The organism is Sphingobium quisquiliarum P25 (assembly GCF_000445065.1).
Classification (GTDB): Bacteria; Pseudomonadota; Alphaproteobacteria; order Sphingomonadales; family Sphingomonadaceae; genus Sphingobium; species Sphingobium quisquiliarum.
Genome location: NZ_ATHO01000014.1, coordinates 46,227 through 63,792, shown reverse-complemented (window position 1 = coordinate 63,792; position 17,566 = coordinate 46,227). Strand labels below are relative to the sequence as shown.

The 17,566-nt window shown below is 60.4% G+C and carries 13 protein-coding genes and 1 pseudogene; 11 read left to right on the top strand and 3 right to left on the bottom strand.

The features are described from left to right. Positions 1-9: 9 nt before the first annotated feature. A complete protein-coding gene (locus tag L288_RS24600; RefSeq protein ID WP_031303821.1) occupies positions 10-474 on the top strand; it encodes a DUF2243 domain-containing protein in 465 nt (154 codons plus the stop codon). A gap of 355 nt (positions 475-829) precedes the next feature. Further along, complete coding sequence (locus L288_RS24595; protein WP_021236788.1) at positions 830-1,903, top strand: patatin-like phospholipase family protein; 1,074 nt, start codon at positions 830-832, stop codon at positions 1,901-1,903. Positions 1,904-2,069: 166 nt separating this feature from the next. Here L288_RS24595 and L288_RS42245 read toward each other — a convergent pair whose 3' ends face one another. Continuing rightward, on the bottom strand, positions 2,070-3,128 hold the full coding sequence (locus L288_RS42245; protein WP_161625641.1) for an aromatic ring-hydroxylating dioxygenase subunit alpha: 1,059 nt from the start codon (positions 3,126-3,128) through the stop codon (positions 2,070-2,072). A gap of 403 nt (positions 3,129-3,531) precedes the next feature. Between L288_RS42245 and L288_RS24590 the strand changes: the two genes are divergently transcribed. Next, a complete protein-coding gene (locus L288_RS24590; protein ID WP_161625640.1) occupies positions 3,532-4,254 on the top strand; it encodes a GntR family transcriptional regulator in 723 nt (240 codons plus the stop codon). 253 nt (positions 4,255-4,507) lie between these two features. Here L288_RS24590 and L288_RS24585 read toward each other — a convergent pair whose 3' ends face one another. After that, a complete protein-coding gene (locus tag L288_RS24585) occupies positions 4,508-5,533 on the bottom strand; it encodes an aromatic ring-hydroxylating dioxygenase subunit alpha (protein ID WP_041207689.1) in 1,026 nt (341 codons plus the stop codon). A 184-nt stretch (positions 5,534-5,717) separates the two neighbouring features. Between L288_RS24585 and L288_RS24580 the strand changes: the two genes are divergently transcribed. The 5 genes and pseudogenes from L288_RS24580 (at position 5,718) to L288_RS24560 (ending at position 13,070) form a co-directional block, all read left to right on the top strand. Further along, positions 5,718-6,782, top strand: a complete 1,065-nt coding sequence (locus L288_RS24580; RefSeq protein WP_021236783.1) for an aromatic ring-hydroxylating dioxygenase subunit alpha — start codon at positions 5,718-5,720, stop codon at positions 6,780-6,782. A 45-nt stretch (positions 6,783-6,827) separates the two neighbouring features. After that, a pseudogene (locus L288_RS24575) lies at positions 6,828-8,080 on the top strand (DUF3500 domain-containing protein). Between the two features lie 124 nt (positions 8,081-8,204). After that, positions 8,205-10,469, top strand: a complete 2,265-nt coding sequence (locus tag L288_RS24570; protein WP_021236782.1) for a tetratricopeptide repeat protein — start codon at positions 8,205-8,207, stop codon at positions 10,467-10,469. Positions 10,470-10,549: 80 nt separating this feature from the next. After that, a complete protein-coding gene (locus tag L288_RS24565; protein WP_021236781.1) occupies positions 10,550-11,902 on the top strand; it encodes a glycosyltransferase in 1,353 nt (450 codons plus the stop codon). Between the two features lie 277 nt (positions 11,903-12,179). Continuing rightward, positions 12,180-13,070, top strand: a complete 891-nt coding sequence (locus tag L288_RS24560) for an alpha/beta hydrolase (RefSeq protein WP_021236780.1) — start codon at positions 12,180-12,182, stop codon at positions 13,068-13,070. A 4-nt stretch (positions 13,071-13,074) separates the two neighbouring features. Here the strand turns inward: L288_RS24560 and L288_RS24555 are convergent, their stop codons facing one another. Next, positions 13,075-13,992: a LysR family transcriptional regulator gene (locus tag L288_RS24555; protein ID WP_031303815.1), complete on the bottom strand. Its 918-nt coding sequence runs from the start codon at positions 13,990-13,992 to the stop codon at positions 13,075-13,077. A 115-nt stretch (positions 13,993-14,107) separates the two neighbouring features. Between L288_RS24555 and L288_RS24550 the strand changes: the two genes are divergently transcribed. From L288_RS24550 to L288_RS24540, 3 genes are all read left to right on the top strand, one after another. Continuing rightward, the gene (locus L288_RS24550) at positions 14,108-15,202 is read left to right on the top strand and encodes an aromatic ring-hydroxylating dioxygenase subunit alpha (protein WP_021236778.1); all 1,095 of its coding nucleotides are present in this window, start codon (positions 14,108-14,110) and stop codon (positions 15,200-15,202) included. A gap of 140 nt (positions 15,203-15,342) precedes the next feature. Further along, the gene (locus L288_RS24545; RefSeq protein ID WP_021236777.1) at positions 15,343-16,362 is read left to right on the top strand and encodes a dihydrodipicolinate synthase family protein; all 1,020 of its coding nucleotides are present in this window, start codon (positions 15,343-15,345) and stop codon (positions 16,360-16,362) included. 115 nt (positions 16,363-16,477) lie between these two features. Continuing rightward, positions 16,478-17,554 carry an aromatic ring-hydroxylating dioxygenase subunit alpha gene (locus tag L288_RS24540; protein ID WP_021236776.1) on the top strand — a complete coding sequence of 359 codons (1,077 nt, stop codon included), beginning with the start codon at positions 16,478-16,480 and terminating at the stop codon, positions 17,552-17,554. Positions 17,555-17,566: the final 12 nt, after the last annotated feature.

Here is a 17,566-nt window from a genome sequence, read left to right as displayed (position 1 = left end):
ACTGACGGAATGACTGACCTGCCGTCCCTTGCTCCTCCCGGTATCATGCTCGGCATTGGCCTTGGGGGATTTTTCGACGGAATAGTCCTGCACCAGATCTTCCAGACACATGCCATGTTGTCGGCCATCATTCCCATGGACAGCATGTCGAACATGAAGGTCAACATGCTCGCTGATGGCCTTTTTCATGCGCTGATGTGGGTTGCCACCTTGGCTGGCGTGGCCCTGCTGTGGCGCGCGCTCAAGGGCAGGCGGGGCGCGATGACTTCCGGGTGGCGGCTGATCGGCTACATGCTGGCAGGATGGGGATGGTTCAACCTGGTCGAGGGGCTGATCGATCATCATCTGCTCAGCCTGCATCATGTGGTCGAAGCGCTTGGCCCGTCCATGTGGGATTGGCTGTTCCTTGCCTCTGGCGCCGTCCTCATCCTTCTCGGCCACGGCATTGCAAGCAAGGCTGGCCGGGCGGCCTGACTCGCAAGCCGCTGGCAAGGCAGTCCTTCTCAACCCTCCACTTCCTGTACGGCGCGCATTGCCTTGCCCACATCAAGGCGGCCTGGGGGCCGGACAGATGGGGCGCGCGGCTGAGCAGGAGGGCGATGACCCCCGCAGTATAAGCAACGGAGTAGCATGTGCGCTCCTGGAACTTCCGGCAGTTCCACCAGGCATGGTGTAGGAAGGCCAGGCCGCCGCACCGAAAAGGGGGCACGAGCAGCATCGCGCCGTGGAACGACGCCCCCTGCGAGCGGTTGGGATGCTACAACGCAGGAGATTATGTGGTGCCCATCATTTTTCATCATCGCCCAGCTTTAGTTCCGGGCGGCTCGCTTTGAACGGTCAGCCCTACGACGTTGCGCTGGTCCTCAGCGGCGGCAACGCACTAGGCGCATATCAGGCTGGCGCCTATGAGGCGCTGCATGATCAGGGGCTTGAGCCTTCGTGGATTGCTGGCGCATCAGCGGGCGCGGTGAACGGCGCGGTGATTTGCGGCAACAAGGCTGCCGACCGGGTCGGCCGGCTCCGCGAACTGTGGAACTGCCCCGGCGGCGCCGAGCCGTTCGATCTGCCCGCAATGGTCGAGACAGTGAGGCGTAGCTGGGCGACCGCACTCACGCTGGCGGCGGGGCATCCGGGGCTTTTCGTGCCGCGCCATATTTACGGCCCCTGGTGGAACCCGCTGGGCAATGACGAGCCTGCAAGCCTCTATGACCTGCGGCCGTTAGCCCACACGCTACAGCGCCTTGTCGATTTTGACAGGCTGAATGAAGGCTCTCCACGCTTGTCGATTGCGGCCGCGGATATTCAAAGCGGCGAGGATGTCGCCTTCGACACGAATAGCCATCGGATCGGCTGTGACGAAATTCGTGCGAGCGCCGCGCTTATTCCGATGTTCCCGCCAGTCGCCATCGGCGAGAGGCTGCTGGGAGACGCGGGCATTTCAGTCAACCTGCCTCTCGACATCATCCTGTCCGAAAAGCGGACGCGCCCGCTGCTCTGCATCGCCGTAGATCTGCTGCCGTTATCTGGAGACCGTCCGCATACGCTGGGCGACAGCGCGAAGCGGAGCCAGGACCTCATGTTCGCAACGCAAAGCCGCCGCGCGTTGGCCGCCTGGCAGGCTCTCTTCGATGCCGGGGGCGAGCAAGCGGCTTCGGTCACGGTGCTGCGCCTCGCTTATGCGGATCAGGCGAAGGAGGTTGCAGGCAAGGCATTCGACTTCTCCAGCCAATCCGCCGAGGCGCGCTGGCGTGCTGGACATGAGGCGATGACGAGCATGCTGTCTGCTCTTGGGCGCGGTGAAATAGCGATGGGAGATCCGGGCTTGTCGGTTTACCAGCCCGATCCCCATGCGCCGAACAAGCTTGAACCTGTTCGTTTTTCGATGCGGCCGGCCGCAGCGTGAAATTGCGGTTAATGTTGGCACCAACCTCAAACCGCAAAGGTCAGGAGTGGGAAACTAAGACTGGTAACTCTATCGATGCACCCGCCATCCACGGCGAAGCACCGCCCGGCTATCTAAACGACTTTCCAGGCGCCTCTTTTGCTCAGTCAACGAGCGATGTTGCCGCTTAACCGATAAAGATGTCTTGATTTCCATGTCTCGGAGGAGCCGGTTGAACTGCGGATGCGCTTTGCTCGATCAGACGGCGAAAGCGAACGGCTGCTTCGTCATTCTTTGTTGCAGCAAGTTTAGGGTCCTCAAGCTGTGAGATCATCTTCTGCTGTGCTTCGAGCATCGCCTTGTCTTCGGCAAAGGCCATTTGCGTGAGTTGGTGGAAGCCCTCCACCCACTCCTCAGGCTCCGACCTGGCGATCGAGGAGGCGAAGAAATAGCGCGAGCGATCTGCGCTGAGCGGGGTTACGGCCTGGGTGCTCGCCGTTACATGCAGGCATTGCGCACCGGCTTTCGGCTCCTGATACTCCGCTTCGGCGGCGGTGCCGACTTCGAAGAACAGCACCTTCATCAGGAACACACCGGGCAATACATAGTCATACGCAACCCAGGAATCGACCCGTTGATGCAGATAAGAGGGTGGCAAAGCGTCAACTATCCATCGCTCGACCCGCACACCCCGATCGATCGGCGTGGTCTTGACGGGATTGACGACCCATTGGTCTTCGCCGAACTGACCGAACGTGGCCCTGTGGACATAAGCTGAATGGGAAAGATCACACAGATTATCGTTCACGAGCTGATAATCCGTGGCAAGATGAAGGTCGCCATACCGGACATGCCAATGCTCTGGATCAAGCGCCGCCGTACTGGGCAAAAGGCCAATGTCGGCCAGTTCGGCTTCCCCATGCCATATCCATCCATTTTGTTCGACGGCCGGATAGCTTTTTTGCCTTAGAGATTTCGGTGGTGCCCTTAATCCAGGAGCGTCGATGCAATCACCGCGCTCGTCAAAACAGATGCCGTGATACATGCAACGAAGATTGTTGCCCTCGATTCTTCCGAGTGAAAGAGGAGCCAATCGATGCGCGCACTGATTGTCCATCGCGACCGGCTGCCCATCCAGCTTGCGATAGAGGACGAGGTGAAGTCCCGCCAGTTCGCAAGCGTGAGGCGCTTCTCCAGAGACCTCGCCGGAAGTGGCGGCCACGTACCAGCAGTTCGAAGCAAACATTTCCTCTCTCCAGATCATCCAGATTATAGACATTCAGGCATGAGGACGCGCGGGTAATAAGGGCTGTCGCGACCCACTTCATAGTACGATCGTACGGTAAGGCGGTCAATCTGTTTTGTGGGGCTGATCGGCAAGCAAGCCCTGACCCCGGAGCCAGCACTGCATATCGGATTGGCTACGCATTGCGGCTGCCCATGCATCACTCCAGCTCAAACGGCATCGCACAAGGAAATATGAGTTCTTCCCTAAAATAGAAGTTTGACATTCATGGATGCCCCAGTACCAATGCTGGCGTTCCGGCCAGGGTTTTGGAAGGCCGACGCAGATGGGTGAATAGATGGGGCCGGTAGCAGTCAAGAAAACCGAAGGTTCCGAATCCCCCCCGCTTCGCCCGCTGGATCGCTTGCGCAATGGCAAGATGAGCCTGAACGCGGCGTTGCTCCAGCAGCTGCGGGCCGACCTGATGTCGGGCCGGATCGCGCCGGGCGCGCGCCTCAAGATCCCCGAACTGTCGCAGCGATATTCCGTCACGCCGGGAGCCGTGCGCGAGGCGCTTTCGCGGCTCGTTCCCGAAGGCTTGGTATCGTTTGCCGACCAACGTGGTTTCCGCGCAGCGGAGGTCACGCTCAAAGAACTTAACGACGTGACCCGTGTACGCATCTTCGTCGAGCGGGAAGCGCTCCGGGAAGCGATGGAGCGCGGTGACGACGAATGGGAGAGCGAGGTGCTTGCCGCGCATCATCGGCTGATGCGCACTGCTCGCAAGGTTGGCGACGCGACCGCTCCAGAATCGATCGAATGGACACGGCGGCACCGTGAATTCCATGCCGCGCTGATTTCCGCTTGCCGGTCGGAATGGCTGCTGCGGCTCCACAACGTGCTTTATGATCAGAGTGAGCGCTACCGCCTGCTCAGCTCCGAAGCGGGAGGCGGCGGCCGTCGCGACGCGCGGGGCGCGGATGACGATCACAGCCGCATGGTGCGTGCGGTGTTGGCGCGGAACGAGGAACTCGCGCTCGATTTAATCCAAAAGCATATTGAACGCACGGCTGAGCGAGTCCGTGCGGCGATGAAGCGCGGCAGTGACGCGGATGCGGCAGACGGCAAGCCGTCACAGCCATTCTAATAAGGGTTCGGGATCGAGATCGGATCGCGCGGGCAGCTGCGCTTATGTGCCCATCGGTTCAAGGGTTGGGCCTGCGGCCATGCTCGGAGAAGGGCTGGCCATCATGAACGGCCGTGATCCGCAAATAGCAGACTATCATGATTTCTATTCATGATGCCTGGGCCATCGCCTTAGGCCCGATCCGTAGCTGCCTTCGCCAGGGAGGTGCCTGTTGGGACGGCATTATCCTAACAGGCGGCCCTCATGCCCATCGTCAACTTTGGGGCTGCTCGGCATTGACCATCTTGCGCAGATGCCGCCGCGCGATGACTTGCGCATTGTCGCCTTGAAGGACGGCGGGGCGCAGATCCCAAAAGTTCTTGCCGCCCATCCGTTTCGCCACTGCCTCCAGCATCGGCTTGTCCTCCTGGCCGAATGCATAGAGCACCCCCGCTTCGCGATTGGGCACGGGCCGCTCCAGGTCGTAATTGCGGCGTATTTTGAACCAGTAGTGCGTCGCTCCGTTGCTTTCCGGGGTCAGCGCATGGAGCGATCTTGAAATCAGCACGCGGCTGGGATCGCTATCCTGCCAGATGTCACCGGAAATATAGACGAAGGACGGGCCGACCCAGCGGAACACCATCTTCTGATGCGCCGGTTTGCCAGGCTCGCTCAGATAGGGCGTGACGGCTGGCTGGGTGGGCAGATTTTCGAGCATGAACGTCTCGCACACCTCATCGCCTGCATAATCGACTTTCGGCACATGCCGTCCATAGGCGCCACCGGTCGAAAGCAGCCCGGGGTGGAGAAAATCCGCATGACTGGCGTCGAGCAAATTGTCGATGATGAGTTCGTAATTCGCCTCGGTCCGCAGATAACCTGTCAGCACGTCGTTTGAGCTCGCGCCGTCCAGAAAGCTGAGATCGGGCAACTTCGAAGGGTCCGCGTTTGCGGGATCACCCATCCACACGAAGATCAGTCCGTGCAATTCCACGCTGGGATAAGCGCGGACCGCCAATCCCGGCTGGATCGAACCGTCGGCGCGCGGATTGAAGACGCAGCTGCCCGTGCCGGAAAAACGCAAACCGTGGTAGCCGCATTCGACCGCGCCGTCGCGAAGCCTGCCAAGGCTCAGCGGAGCGAAGCGGTGCGGGCAGGTGTCCTCAAGAATGGCGATCGTGCTATCGTTCTCGCGAAACAGGACAAGCGGCTCATCCAGCACGCGCCGCGCCAGCAGATGTTCCGGCTCGACTTCGTCTACTCGCGCCACGGCATACCAGTTGTTCCGTACAAAGCCCACGGTTTCACCTCCCACATCCAATCAGGCCATATCCAATCAGGCACGGGGCGGCCGCGCGGACATTGGCTGAACAGGTGCGGCCTACCATGCTCCGGCCGCAATAAAAATAATATTTTTCTAGAAAAACTATCACGGTGCAGATAGGGACGGTGGTCGCGATACCAAGCTTGCAGGAGAAGGAACATTGAGCACGATCAGATCAGATCTCGCCGACCACGCGACACCGCTCATTCGCAATGCCTGGTATGTCGCCGGGCTGAGCGACGAGCTGGATGGCGGGCTGATGGACCGCTGGATCCTCGGCCAAAACATCCTGCTGTATCGCACGGAAGCCGGTGCGCCGGTGGCGATGGACAATCGCTGTCCGCATCGCTCCTTCCCGCTTTCGAAGGGGAAGCGCGTCGGTGATCAGGTCGCTTGCGGCTATCACGGCATGACGTTCGCGCCCGATGGCCGTTGCACCCTGTTCCCGCCGATCGCCAAGACTCCGGGCAATTTGCGTACGCGCGTTTATCCGGTTGTCGAACGCGCGCCGCTGGTGTGGGTGTGGATGGGGGAACCCGATGCGGCTGATCCCGCCCTTATCCCCAAGCATCATTCCTTCACGGAGCCGGGCTGGGCCGTGGTTTCCGGTTACTATCATATTGATGCGAACTATGTCGGGTTGCAGGAGAATCTGCTCGACCTGTCGCACTTCGAGCATCTTCATAGCAGCAGTATCGGCGTGCCGGATCAAAGCAGCGCGGCGATCGAAATAGAGACGCGCGATGACGGTATCTTCTCGCATATGCTATATCGCGACGTTCCCGCGCCACCGCTGTGGAATCGCGCCCTGCGTCTGCGCGAACCGCTGATCACCCGGACGATCGAAGAGGGGTATCGCTCGCCGGCCTCGGCCGATGGTGCGACCACGATCCGGGCGGTAGGCGGCGATGATGTCGAGCCACGTGATTATCACATCCGCATCCTTCACTTCATCACGCCCGAGCATCAGGACACGACCCATTACTGGTGGTTCTTCGCGCGCGATTTCGCGACGGACGATGACGAACTGGGCGAGATGTTCCGTTCCGGCATCGGTGCTGCGTTCCTTGAGGACAAGGAAGCGCTTGAGCACATCTCCTCACTGGTCCAGGCCGACCGGCGGGACGATTTTCGCGAGATGAGCTTCGCCAGCGACAAGGCGAGCGTGATGCTGCGGCGGCATCTGAACAAGCTCGCCCAGGCCGAAGCGCTTGAAAAAGCTTGAGCGGGCGTAGCGCTTGATCTTCGCGGCAGGGTTGCAACAGGCTGAATGATGACAATGTCTAACGACTTTCGCGGCCTCCTTTATGCTCTCGATCACCCGAAGCTGGAAGGCGCGCGCGGCCTGACGGCGGCTGAATTCGGGCTCAGGATGAAAGCGCAGCCGCGCGCGAAGGCCCTGTTTCTCGATCCTTGGGAGTCCTTGGCCGCTGAGCCGTTTCACGGGTTGACGTGTGACGGAATGTGCGAGCAGGATTTGTTCGCACTCGGCGATGAGGACGCCCCGGCGGAACAGATGTTCGAGGCCGCCTGCCGGTTGCTGCAAACCGTCAATGGCCATGAGGCAGCGAAGTTGCGTCATCCGATCGACTCGGATGCCTGGCGCCGCTGGAGCAACCCAGAGTTCCTCTGGAACGACAATGGATTGCGTCTGATGAATGCAGGACGGCCGTGCGGAACGCGGTGCTGGACGTGATCCGTGCCTCCCTTAGCACATCAGGATTCGCCAAGGCGCGCGGTTGCATGATCGCCAATGCCTTTCTGGGCGAATTGACCCAACTGCCAGCGCTGATGAATGAGCATAGCTATAATTTCGTGCTGTTCGGCGAACCATCGCTCAGCGCACCTTGGGGGTGGAATTTCTACGGTCACCACCTCGCGCTCAATTGTATGATCATTGACCGGCAGATGGTGATTTCGCCGACCTTCATGGGCGCCGAACCGACGCGCATCGACACCGGGCCGCATGCCGGGCTTCGCATGTTCAGGGAAGAGGAAGAGATTGGTCTGGCGCTGATGCAGTCGCTACGCCCGGAATTGCGCGATCAGGCGCAGATTTTTCCGTCGATGCTGGGCACCGACCTGCCCGAAGGACGCTGGCATCCCGGCGATGGACTCCATCTTGGCGGGGCCTTTCGCGATAACCGCGTCGTTCCGTTCGAAGGCGTTTCGGCTGTGGCCTTCAACCACGCGCAGCGCAGCATGCTGATGGACCTGGCAAGGACCTTTCTGGTTTACCTGCCCGATGGACCGCTCTGCGCGAAGCTTGCCCAGATCGAGCGTCACCTTGACCGCACGCATTGGAGCTGGGTTGGCGCTTATGGCGATGACACGCCCTTCTATTATCGGATTCAAAGCCCGGTGATTATGCTGGAATTCGATCATCATGCCGGTGTCTGGCTCAATAATGCGACCCCTGCGAAATGTCACGTCCACACGGTCGTACGCACTCCTAATGGGAACGACTATGGCAAGGATCTGTTGCGGCAGCACCTGGAAGATGTGCACCGTCCGGCGCCCTAAGGACGCGGGCCAGTCTGCCGGTTCATGCATCAGGCGCTTCATGGAGGCGCAGGCTTTATATTAACCATATTTTATCGAGGCATATATTAGGCCGGCTCAACATTATCGAATGATGGATGGGCCCATGTCCGGCGGCTTAGAAGCGATATTCCTGAAAGCGAAGCGTGCTGAAAAGCGGGGCGACGGCGGCGAAGCGCGGCGCCTGCTGGAGGAGGTGCTGGCCAGACACCCCAACAATCGCAAGGCGCACAACGAGCTATCGCGGCTCCGCCAGCCAGAGCAAGATCCCCAAACATTCCTCCAGGCCGAACTGGCGGAGATCGGCAAGCTCCATGCCGATGCGGATTATGAGCAAATGGCGATCCGTTCGGAAAAGCTCGCCCGCACCTTCCCCCAATTGTCCGCCCTTCAGGGGGTGCTGGGGGTCGCCTATCTTGGGCTCGACAATCCGGCGCTTGCTTCAACGGCTCTGCGCAAGGCGATCGAGAGCCATCCATCAGATCCGGTCCATCACAACAATCTTGGAATCGCGCTGCGGCAGATGGGTCAGTTGCAGGAGGCCGAAGCCTGCTATCTGGAGGCGACGCGGCTGAACCCGGACTATGCGCAAGCATGGTATAATCTGGCCAATTTGTATGCGGCACAGGACCGGCCGGACTCCGCCGCAGACGCATATGGGGCGGCGCTGGCGATCCAGCCGGACTATGCGGATGTCCATTATAATCTGGGCAATCTGCATCGCGAAAACCGGCGATATGCGCAGGCCATGGATTGCTATGAGCGCCTTACCCGCCTTCGTCCCTATCATTTCGATGGCTGGACCAATCTGGCGTCGGCGCAATTAGCGGAAGGAAGGACGGAAAGCGCGATAGCTTCGTTCCGCCAGGCCGCATCCATCGATCCGGCAAATGGCCGGGCCTTCATCAATCTCGCCAATGGCTTGACGCTCGCGGGGGCTTTGAACGAAGCGCACGAGGCATTTTCGCGCGCGCACGACATCCTGCCTTCCGATCACCATGTCAGCGCCCAGCTTCTCTACCTTGAAGCGCATATATGCGACTGGACACGGCGCGACCAATTTTCCGCGCTTCCGATTCAGGCGGCAAAGGGCAATGATCCCATACCGCCCTTCATAGCGCTGCCGTTCGAAGACGATCCTGCCCGGCTTTTCGCCCGCGCGCGGATCGTTGCGCAGGCAGCCATGCCGAATCGCAGTCCAGCCTTCGCGCCGCCCGACCGCCAGCCGGGAGGCAAAATTCGGATCGGTTATTTTTCGGCGGACTTTCACGACCACGCCACGCTTCATCTGATGTCGGGGTTGCTTCGCGAACATGATCGTGAGCGGTTCGAGATACGGGCCTACAGCTTTGGCGCGGATGACGGATCAGGCCGCCGCCAGGCGCTGCTGACCTATCTAGACGCCTTTACCGACATCCGCGAAATGAGCGATGCCGAGGTGCTCGAACGCGTTCGTGCAGACGCGCTCGACATCGCCGTGGATTTGAAGGGGCATACGCGCGACGCGCGGCTGTCGCTCTTTGCCGGACGCATGGCCCCTGTGCAGATCGGTTATCTGGGCTATCCCGGCACGATCGGCGCGAACTTCCTCGACTATATCGTCGCCGACGAAGTAGTCGTCCCGGCCGGGGCGGAAGTTCATTACGCCGAACAGGTCATCCGGCTTCCCGGCAGCTATCAGACCAATGACGACCATCGCACAATCGGGTACTGCCCGGCCGACCGTACCGAACTTGGACTTCCCAGGGATGGTTTCGTCTTCTGCTGTTTCAACCAGAACTGGAAGATCGGGCCGCGCGAGTTCGACATCTGGATGCGGCTGCTAAAGCAGGTTGAAGGCAGCGTCTTGTGGCTCATCCGCTCCAACCCCTGGGCACAGGTCAATTTGCAGGAACAGGCAAGGCTGCGCGGCGTGGACCCGGCGCGGCTGGTCTTCGCTGAAAAGATGCCCCACGCAGATCATCTTGCGCGCCACATCCATGCCGATCTTTTCCTCGATACCTTTGTGGTCAATGCCCATACCACCGCAAGCGACGCGCTCTGGGGCGGATTGCCGATGCTGACGGTTGCCGGTGAACAGTTCGCATCCCGCGTCGGCGCCAGCCTCCTGTCTGCTCTCGACATGCCGGATCTTATCGCCTCATCGCCCGATCATTATGAGGCGATGGCGCTGGAACTGGCGCATTCTCCCGAAAAGCTCGCTGCGTTGAAGGCGCGCCTGGCCGTGAACAGGAAATCATCGCCCCTGTTCGACACCACGGCGCATACGCGCAGCCTGGAGGCCGCCTATGAAGCTGCGCATGAACGGCGGCTACAGGGACTCGCGCCCGCGCACATCACAATCGGCCACGACGGGATGGTGTTCGAATAACCTTTGATTAAGCATAGTGGTTTACCCCGTCTGTGTCGAAGAAATCGGCGGCCAGTTCACAGACGCAGGACCCCAAGCCCATGATCCCCAAGCTCATCCACTTCATCTGGGTTGGTGACGAAAGCAAGCGTCCAGACAATTGCATCGAAACATGGCGCACCATGAACCCGGACTGGGATTTCATCTTGTGGGGCAATGCCGAACTGGACGGGATGGAATGGATCAACCACCGGCACATGCGGGACATGGCCGGGCGCGAACTGAACGGAGTCGCGGACCTCATGCGGTGGGAGATCCTGCATGCCCATGGCGGCGTCGTTCTGGACGCCGACAGCATCGCCCTGAGTCCCCTCGACGAGAAACTGCTCGACTGCGAAGCCTTCGCCTGCTGGGAAAATGAGATTGTGCGCCCCGGCCTCATCGCCGCGGGCTATTTCGGAAGCGTGGCGGGCAATCCGTTTCTCAAGCAGATCATCGACGATATCGCCGCGGAGCCCACGGTCATCCAAGACATGGCCTGGAAAACGGTGGGGCCGCAGCGCCTTACCGACAGCTATCGCAAATATGCCTATTCACGGCTGCGCATCTACCCCAGCCATTATTTCATCCCCCGCCATTTCAGCGGCATCAGCTATGAAGGGTCCGATCCGGTCTATGCTCATCAGCTCTGGGGCTCGACCCGTCAGGCCTATGATGAGATTTACCAGCAGGACTTCACCCCCGCCAACCAGCAGCCCGCGCCCGCACCGTCATCCGGCGATGTGGCCCAGCCTGCACCGCTGGCTGAAGAAGCCGGGGCGGCAAAGGCTGGATCAGTGCTTGAAGACTTGCACGATCCCTATTTCGTCCAGCACGTGGAAGTCTCCGATGAGATTGCGAGCCTGAACCGTTTCGATGTCTTCGCGAAGATGTGCGAAGGCAAAAAAGTGCTGCATGTCGGGTGCGCCGATTGGCCGATCACCGATCCCGCCACATCCCTGCACCTCGCGCTGGAACCTTATTGCGCCCAACTGGATGGCTTCGATGTCCATGCTGAAGCCTTGGAACAGCTCAGGCCGCTGACGAAGGGGCAGCTCTACACGCGTTTTGAGGAGATCAAAGGATCCTATGATGTCGTCCTCGTGCCCGAAGTCATGGAGCATGTGGCGAATGTGGAAGAATTCCTGGCGCAACTCCAAAGCCTTGATGCGGCCTGCTACTTCATCTCCGTACCTGACGCCTTTCAGTGCCGGGCGAGACATTTCGACTATGTCCAGGGAAGCCAGACATTTGTGGAAGTCGTCCATCCAGATCATAATGTCTGGTACACGCCCTACACCTTCGCCAACACGATCCGCAAATATAGCAGCCTGACGGTGGAAAAAATGTGGTTCTTCAACCACATCTCCTTACTGGCGCTGGTATCCAAATCGGGAATGCGGCTGGCGGCGTGATCTGGGATGGGGTCTGAACTGAACTCCTTCGGAAAAAGCACAAAGGTAATGGACGGCGAAATGCCCGCCCACTATCTCCTCTCGCATTATACAATATCGCATATTGTATGTTGTCCCCCCTGGTGATCGGGCTATTCGTTCCGGCGATGAACAAAGCGTGCCCCGTCGCAATCGGGCTGGCGCGATCGTCGGCCTGCATGTCTGCTGACCTGTAAGGCCTGGCGTCGCGGACCTGCCTCATTGCCCGGCATCCGGTCGCGCGAAGCAGGGTGGAGAGATGACGAATTTGTTTGATCCGGCGCTGGAAGCCCTGATCGCGGAGCAGCAGGCATTTAACGCCAGTGTTCCTGATGACATCCCGGCGAATATTCCGCCTGCGCCTCCTGCCACCGAACTGCCTGCGGAGGCGCGCGACATCAGCGGCGTTCCGGTCAGGATCATTCGTCCCGCAGATGCGGCGGCAGGGATCTATCTCCATTTTCATGGCGGGGGCTTTGTCGAAGGCAGTGCCGCGATGGCGGATTATCCCAACCGCCACATTGCCAAAACCATCGGCGCCGTCACCGTCAGCGTCGATTATCGCCTGGCGCCAGCACATCCCTTTCCGGCGGCGCGGGACGATTGTTTCACGGTGGCGCGCTGGCTGCTCGATCATGGCGCGGCGGAGTTCGGCGCCGACCGCATCGTTATCGGCGGCGATTCTGTGGGAGCGACGCTGGCCGTCATGGTGCTGCTGCAACTGCGGGATGCGTCCGGCGCGGCGAAGCGCGTCGCCGGGGCCAGCCTCGTCGCGGGCAATTACGACCTTTCCGGCACGCCCAGTCAGCGGCGGACGACGCCGGGCAAGTTTCTCTCGCCCAAGCGCCTCGGCCAAACGCGCGAATGCGCCTTCCCCGGCCGCACTGGGGAGGCGCTGCGCGATCCGGCCATTTCCACCCTCTATGCCGACCTTGCGGACATGCCGCCCGCCTTGTTCACCGTGGGCACGCAGGACGTGGTCCTTGACGACAGCATGTTCATGGCGGCGCGGTGGCGCGCGGCAGGGAATAGCGCGGAACTCGCCATATATCCGGAAGGGCGCCATCTCCTGCTTGCCCAGCCCACCAAAATGGCGCGGGCGGCGCGAAGCCGCATTCATCATTTCATCGCCGAAAGGCTCAAGGCCTGACGGATCAGGCCGGGATGCCGCCGTCCTGAACGGCCATCCTGATCTGCTCGCGCAGCCAAAGAACGCCCGGATCGTCGCTGCGGGACCGGTGATGCTGCGCCAGTACCTTGAGCGTCGGAACTTCGAAAGGCGGATAGCTCCAGCGCAGCGGCGCGACCTCGCCAAAGAAACGGGCGAGCCGCTCGTGCATGAGGGCGAGCCGCATTGTGCCCGGCAGGAACCATGGCACCGTGGCGAACGAACTGATGCCGATCTCGATACGGCGCGTTATCCCCAGCGCCTCCAGATGCTGCTCTCCCCATCCGCCGAACCGGTCCGGCCCGAATCGTGCTGAAACGAAGTCGGCCCCTTCTATGTCCTCCAGCATCAGAGGCCGCTGGAAGACCGGATTTTCCGCCCACCCGGTGATGACATATCTTTCCTCATAGAGGAATTCGGTGGGCTGATCCCGCCGCAGATAGACTTGGGGACCGATGAATATGTCAATGGTGCCGTCCTCGAACTGGCGCGGGCTGCCATATTCGGGCGGGATGATGTCGAGCGCGATGTTGGGCGCGCGCGATGCCATATTCGCCGCCAGCCGCGTCAGTACGGCAACCGCGGAATAATCGGACGCGACGACGCGAAAGTCCCGCACGCTTGTCGAAGGATCGAATCCGCCGCTGACCGTCACGATCTGCTCGGCGTCGCTGAGGCATTGGCGCACCAGCGGGCGCAACGCCCGCGCCGCTGCCGTCAGGTGATAGCGGCGTCCCTCAGCGATCAGCAGGTCGTCGCCGAAAAATTGACGCAGGCGGGCGAGCGCCGCGCTGGTCGCTGGCTGGCTGAGGCCGACGCGCTCGGCTGTCCGCGCGACGCTGCGCGTTTCCAGAAGGGCATCGAGCGCTACCAGCAAATTGAGATCAAGGCCTTTGAAGCGCATGCTTATCATCCATCCGGTGAATGCTAATCCGTTCATACTTTGAATTATGTGGATGATCCAGCGGCTGGCATAATGCTCCTCAGCAATCATCAATCATATATTTCAGGAGAGAGTTATGGACGACGCCTCTGCCCTCAGTCCCGATCCCATCCGGCCGGGAATCGGCACCAGCGGGACTGCGCGGAACTGGCCGCTCAACAGCTGGTGGGTCGCGGCCCACGGCAGCGAAGTGAGCGAGAAGCCGATCATGCGCTGGATCATGGAGCTTCCGATCGCGCTCTATCGCACGGAGTCCCAAGAGGCGGTGGCGCTGCACAACCGTTGCCCGCATCGCTGGGCGCCGCTGCATATGGGCGAGGTCGCTGGCGACAGGCTGATATGCCCCTATCATGGCATGGAGTTCGAACCATCCGGCCAGTGCATGAAAGTGCCGACGCAGGACAATACGCCCTCCGCCATCCGCATACGCGCCTTTCCGGTGGAGGAACGATATGGCTTCATCTGGATCTGGATGGGAGAGGCCAGCCTTGCCGATCCTGACCTTATCCCCGCAGACCTCGCCTATCTGGAAGATCCGGCCTGGTATAATGTCTGGGGTTACAAGGCGGTCAATGCCAATTTCATGCAGATCAAGGAAAATGTCCTCGATCTCACCCATTTCAGCTTCCTTCACAAAAACTCGCTCGGCGTGACTGACTGGAACCGCCCGCCCAAGGTGGAAAGCGCCAATGGCCGCGTCACCTATAGCCAGTTTTTCGAAAACTCGCCGCTCGCGGCAATCTATGCCGCTGCCGCCAACAAGACGCCCGGCAAGATCGTCAACCGCGAAACCTGGGGGACGCAGTTATCGCCCGGCGCCCATCATTCCGCCGTCAACATCTATGATCCGGACCCCGAACCCAACGGGCTAAGCGAATGTTTCGCCAGGGTCGTGCATCTGACCACGCCGGTGTCCGTCGGCAAGACCCATTATTACTGGGTCATGGCACGCGATCATGGCGGCCCCTATGATGTCGAACAGACGCGCGCCTTCATCGGCAAGGTTTTTGCCGAGGATGTGACGATGCTGGAGGCGACCCAGGACATGGCTCGCCGGGCGGCCGACCAGGACGAGGCGCTGGAATTCAGCGTTTCGGCCGATCGTGCCGGAGTCACTGGCCGCCGCCTGGTCGCTGCGATGACGGATGCGGAGAAAATGCAGCAGGAATGAAGCTGGCTCTCGCATCGAGCAGAAAAGAGGCTGCGCACCGGCGATCATGCGCGGTGACTGCATGTGGCTGGAGCCGGTGAATTTCGCGGCATTCATGAATTGCTGAACGCACATATACCCTTCTGGAAGGATCAAGCCGAATGGCCCGTTATACCAAGAACGAAGCGCGCAAATGGGCGCGCGATACGCTTGTCGGAACGGTGAGCTGCACCATCCCGTCCTTTTCGGGCGATCTGACGCGCATCAACGAACCCGCCATCCGGCACGACACGCGGCTGGCGATCGAACATGGGTTCATCGGTACGCTGGGCGTATCGGAAATAACCATCACCCTCCCGGAATATCTGGATTTCCTGAGGATCATGAAGGATGAGGCAGGCGACCGGCTGATCATCGTCCATCATGCGAGCTGGAGCAATCTGGAGGAGAATATCCGCGCCGTGCAGGGCGCGGAAGCTGCCGGGGCCGAACTTGTCCTGCTGTCCTACCCGCCGAATTTCTACCCGGAAAGCGAGCAGGACATTTACGATTATACAAAGGCCTTTTGTGACGCGACCAACCTTGCCGTAATGCTTTTCCCCGTTTTCCTGTGGGGCTTTGCTAACCGGATTCATCCATCCGACCTTCCCGTCGGCCTCATTCGCCGCCTGATCGACGACTGCCCCAACATCGCGGCGATCAAGGCGGAGGGCGGTGGTCCCTCCGTCCAGTCGCTGATCGAATGCGACCGCCTGTTCGGCGAGGAAGTGGTGATTTCCATGCCGCTGGAGGCGGAGCTGCTTCCGCTCTCCCAGATCATGCCGATCCAGTTGTCCGCCACGGCCGACCATGAATTCTGGGGCCCGCTGATCCCCCAGGTCTTCAACCTGCTGCGTGAGCGCAAATTCGAAGAGGCGGCTGAAATCTACTGGCGGATGCATCCGGCACGCAAGGCGCGCCAGGCGTTGATGCCTATGCTGCATGGCGGCTTCTTCATCAATCGTCAGGCCTGGAAATTCCAGTCATGGTTGCAGGGCTATAATGGCGGGCCGCTACGCGCGCCCACAATGCGGATTCACGATGCGCAGATGAACGCCCTCCGCAAAGGCGCGATCGATGCGGGCCTCAACCCCAGCATGGACCCGCTCAAGGAATTTTTCATCGGGCGTAATCCGATCTGAGCGGTTGTTCGGGCGGCCGGGCTGTCGCGGACGGGCAAGGAATAAGCATGTGTTGCGCAAGGCAGTCTGGCCGCCGCGGGGTATTTAACGATCGGCGGAGCTGAAGGAGAGCAGCATGATTCCCCCTAACGCATGGCATAGCATCGGCTATTCGAAGGAGTTCGGTGTTGGCCAGCTGGTTTCGGTCAGGCTGTTGGGCCGGTCGATCGTTGTCTACCGGACGGGGGAGGGGGAACTGGTCGGGATCGAGGATCGATGCAGCCACCGCTTCGCGCCTTTGTCACGTGGCCGGTGCGAAGGGTCCTCGATCCGCTGCATGTATCATGGCCTGCTGTTCGACCGCGATGGCCAGTGCATTGAAATACCTGGGCAGCGGAGCATTCCGCCCCGTGCGAGGCTTCGAACCTATCCCATAGCCGAGCAGGGTGGCTGGGTGTTCGCCTGGGGCGCGGATGATGTTGCGGCCGATCACAGTTCCTTGCCGGATTTCCTTTCGCTCGATGACAAGGACTTCGTTTTCGGAACAGGCAAGATCGACTATGAGGCCGCTGCCGAGCAGGTCAACGCCAACCTTCTCGATTTCACGCACGCGGCCTATGTGCATCCCTCCAGTTTCGGATCAAGTGAAGAATCCTGGGGACAGGCCCGATGCAGCATCAAGTCCGTGGAAAACGGGCTGAGCATTCATTGGTGGGTTCCTCAATCCTTGTCCTACGACACTCCCGGCGTTCAAATGGATGCATATGTCGATAATTATCTGACATATGACTATACCGTGCCCGGCCACCTTTCGATGTGGGCGCGATCATACCCTGCCGGGACTGCGCAAAGACTGGATTTCGGCGCTCCCGATATTCAGCCCTTGGTAACGGAATATAGCGGCCAATCGGTTTGCGCGACCGGCGATCGCACGTCCCGCTACTTCTATGTCTGGGGAGTGGCGAGCAGCCTTCCCGATGCCCAGGGCGTCATAGCGGATCGCCTGGCGATGGCGTCGCGCGCTTTCGAGGAGGATCGCATCATGATCGAGGCGCAGCAGCGCGTCATCGATGAAACACCGGGCGATATCCCGATGATCCCCAATGCGGCTGACAAGGCGATCACCTTGTTCGAACGGCTGATGATGAAGACTTCACACCAGCGACAAGCCGGCCGGAAGGCCGATGTCACGAAGGCCGCCGCTATACTATGAGGCGGCTTGCTC

Excerpts from the sequence above, each read along its gene's own strand:
- L288_RS24545 (WP_021236777.1), top strand. The coding sequence starts at position 15,343 with ATGGCCCGTTATACCAAGAACGAAGCGCGCAAATGGGCGCGCGATACG.
- L288_RS24560 (WP_021236780.1), top strand. The coding sequence starts at position 12,180 with ATGACGAATTTGTTTGATCCGGCGCTGGAAGCCCTGATCGCGGAGCAG.
- L288_RS24600 (WP_031303821.1), top strand. The coding sequence starts at position 10 with ATGACTGACCTGCCGTCCCTTGCTCCTCCCGGTATCATGCTCGGCATT.
- L288_RS24555 (WP_031303815.1), bottom strand. The coding sequence starts at position 13,992 with ATGCGCTTCAAAGGCCTTGATCTCAATTTGCTGGTAGCGCTCGATGCC.
- L288_RS42245 (WP_161625641.1), bottom strand. The coding sequence starts at position 3,128 with ATGTTTGCTTCGAACTGCTGGTACGTGGCCGCCACTTCCGGCGAGGTC.
- L288_RS24550 (WP_021236778.1), top strand. The coding sequence starts at position 14,108 with ATGGACGACGCCTCTGCCCTCAGTCCCGATCCCATCCGGCCGGGAATC.
- L288_RS24570 (WP_021236782.1), top strand. The coding sequence starts at position 8,205 with ATGTCCGGCGGCTTAGAAGCGATATTCCTGAAAGCGAAGCGTGCTGAA.
- L288_RS24565 (WP_021236781.1), top strand. The coding sequence starts at position 10,550 with ATGATCCCCAAGCTCATCCACTTCATCTGGGTTGGTGACGAAAGCAAG.
- L288_RS24540 (WP_021236776.1), top strand. The coding sequence starts at position 16,478 with ATGATTCCCCCTAACGCATGGCATAGCATCGGCTATTCGAAGGAGTTC.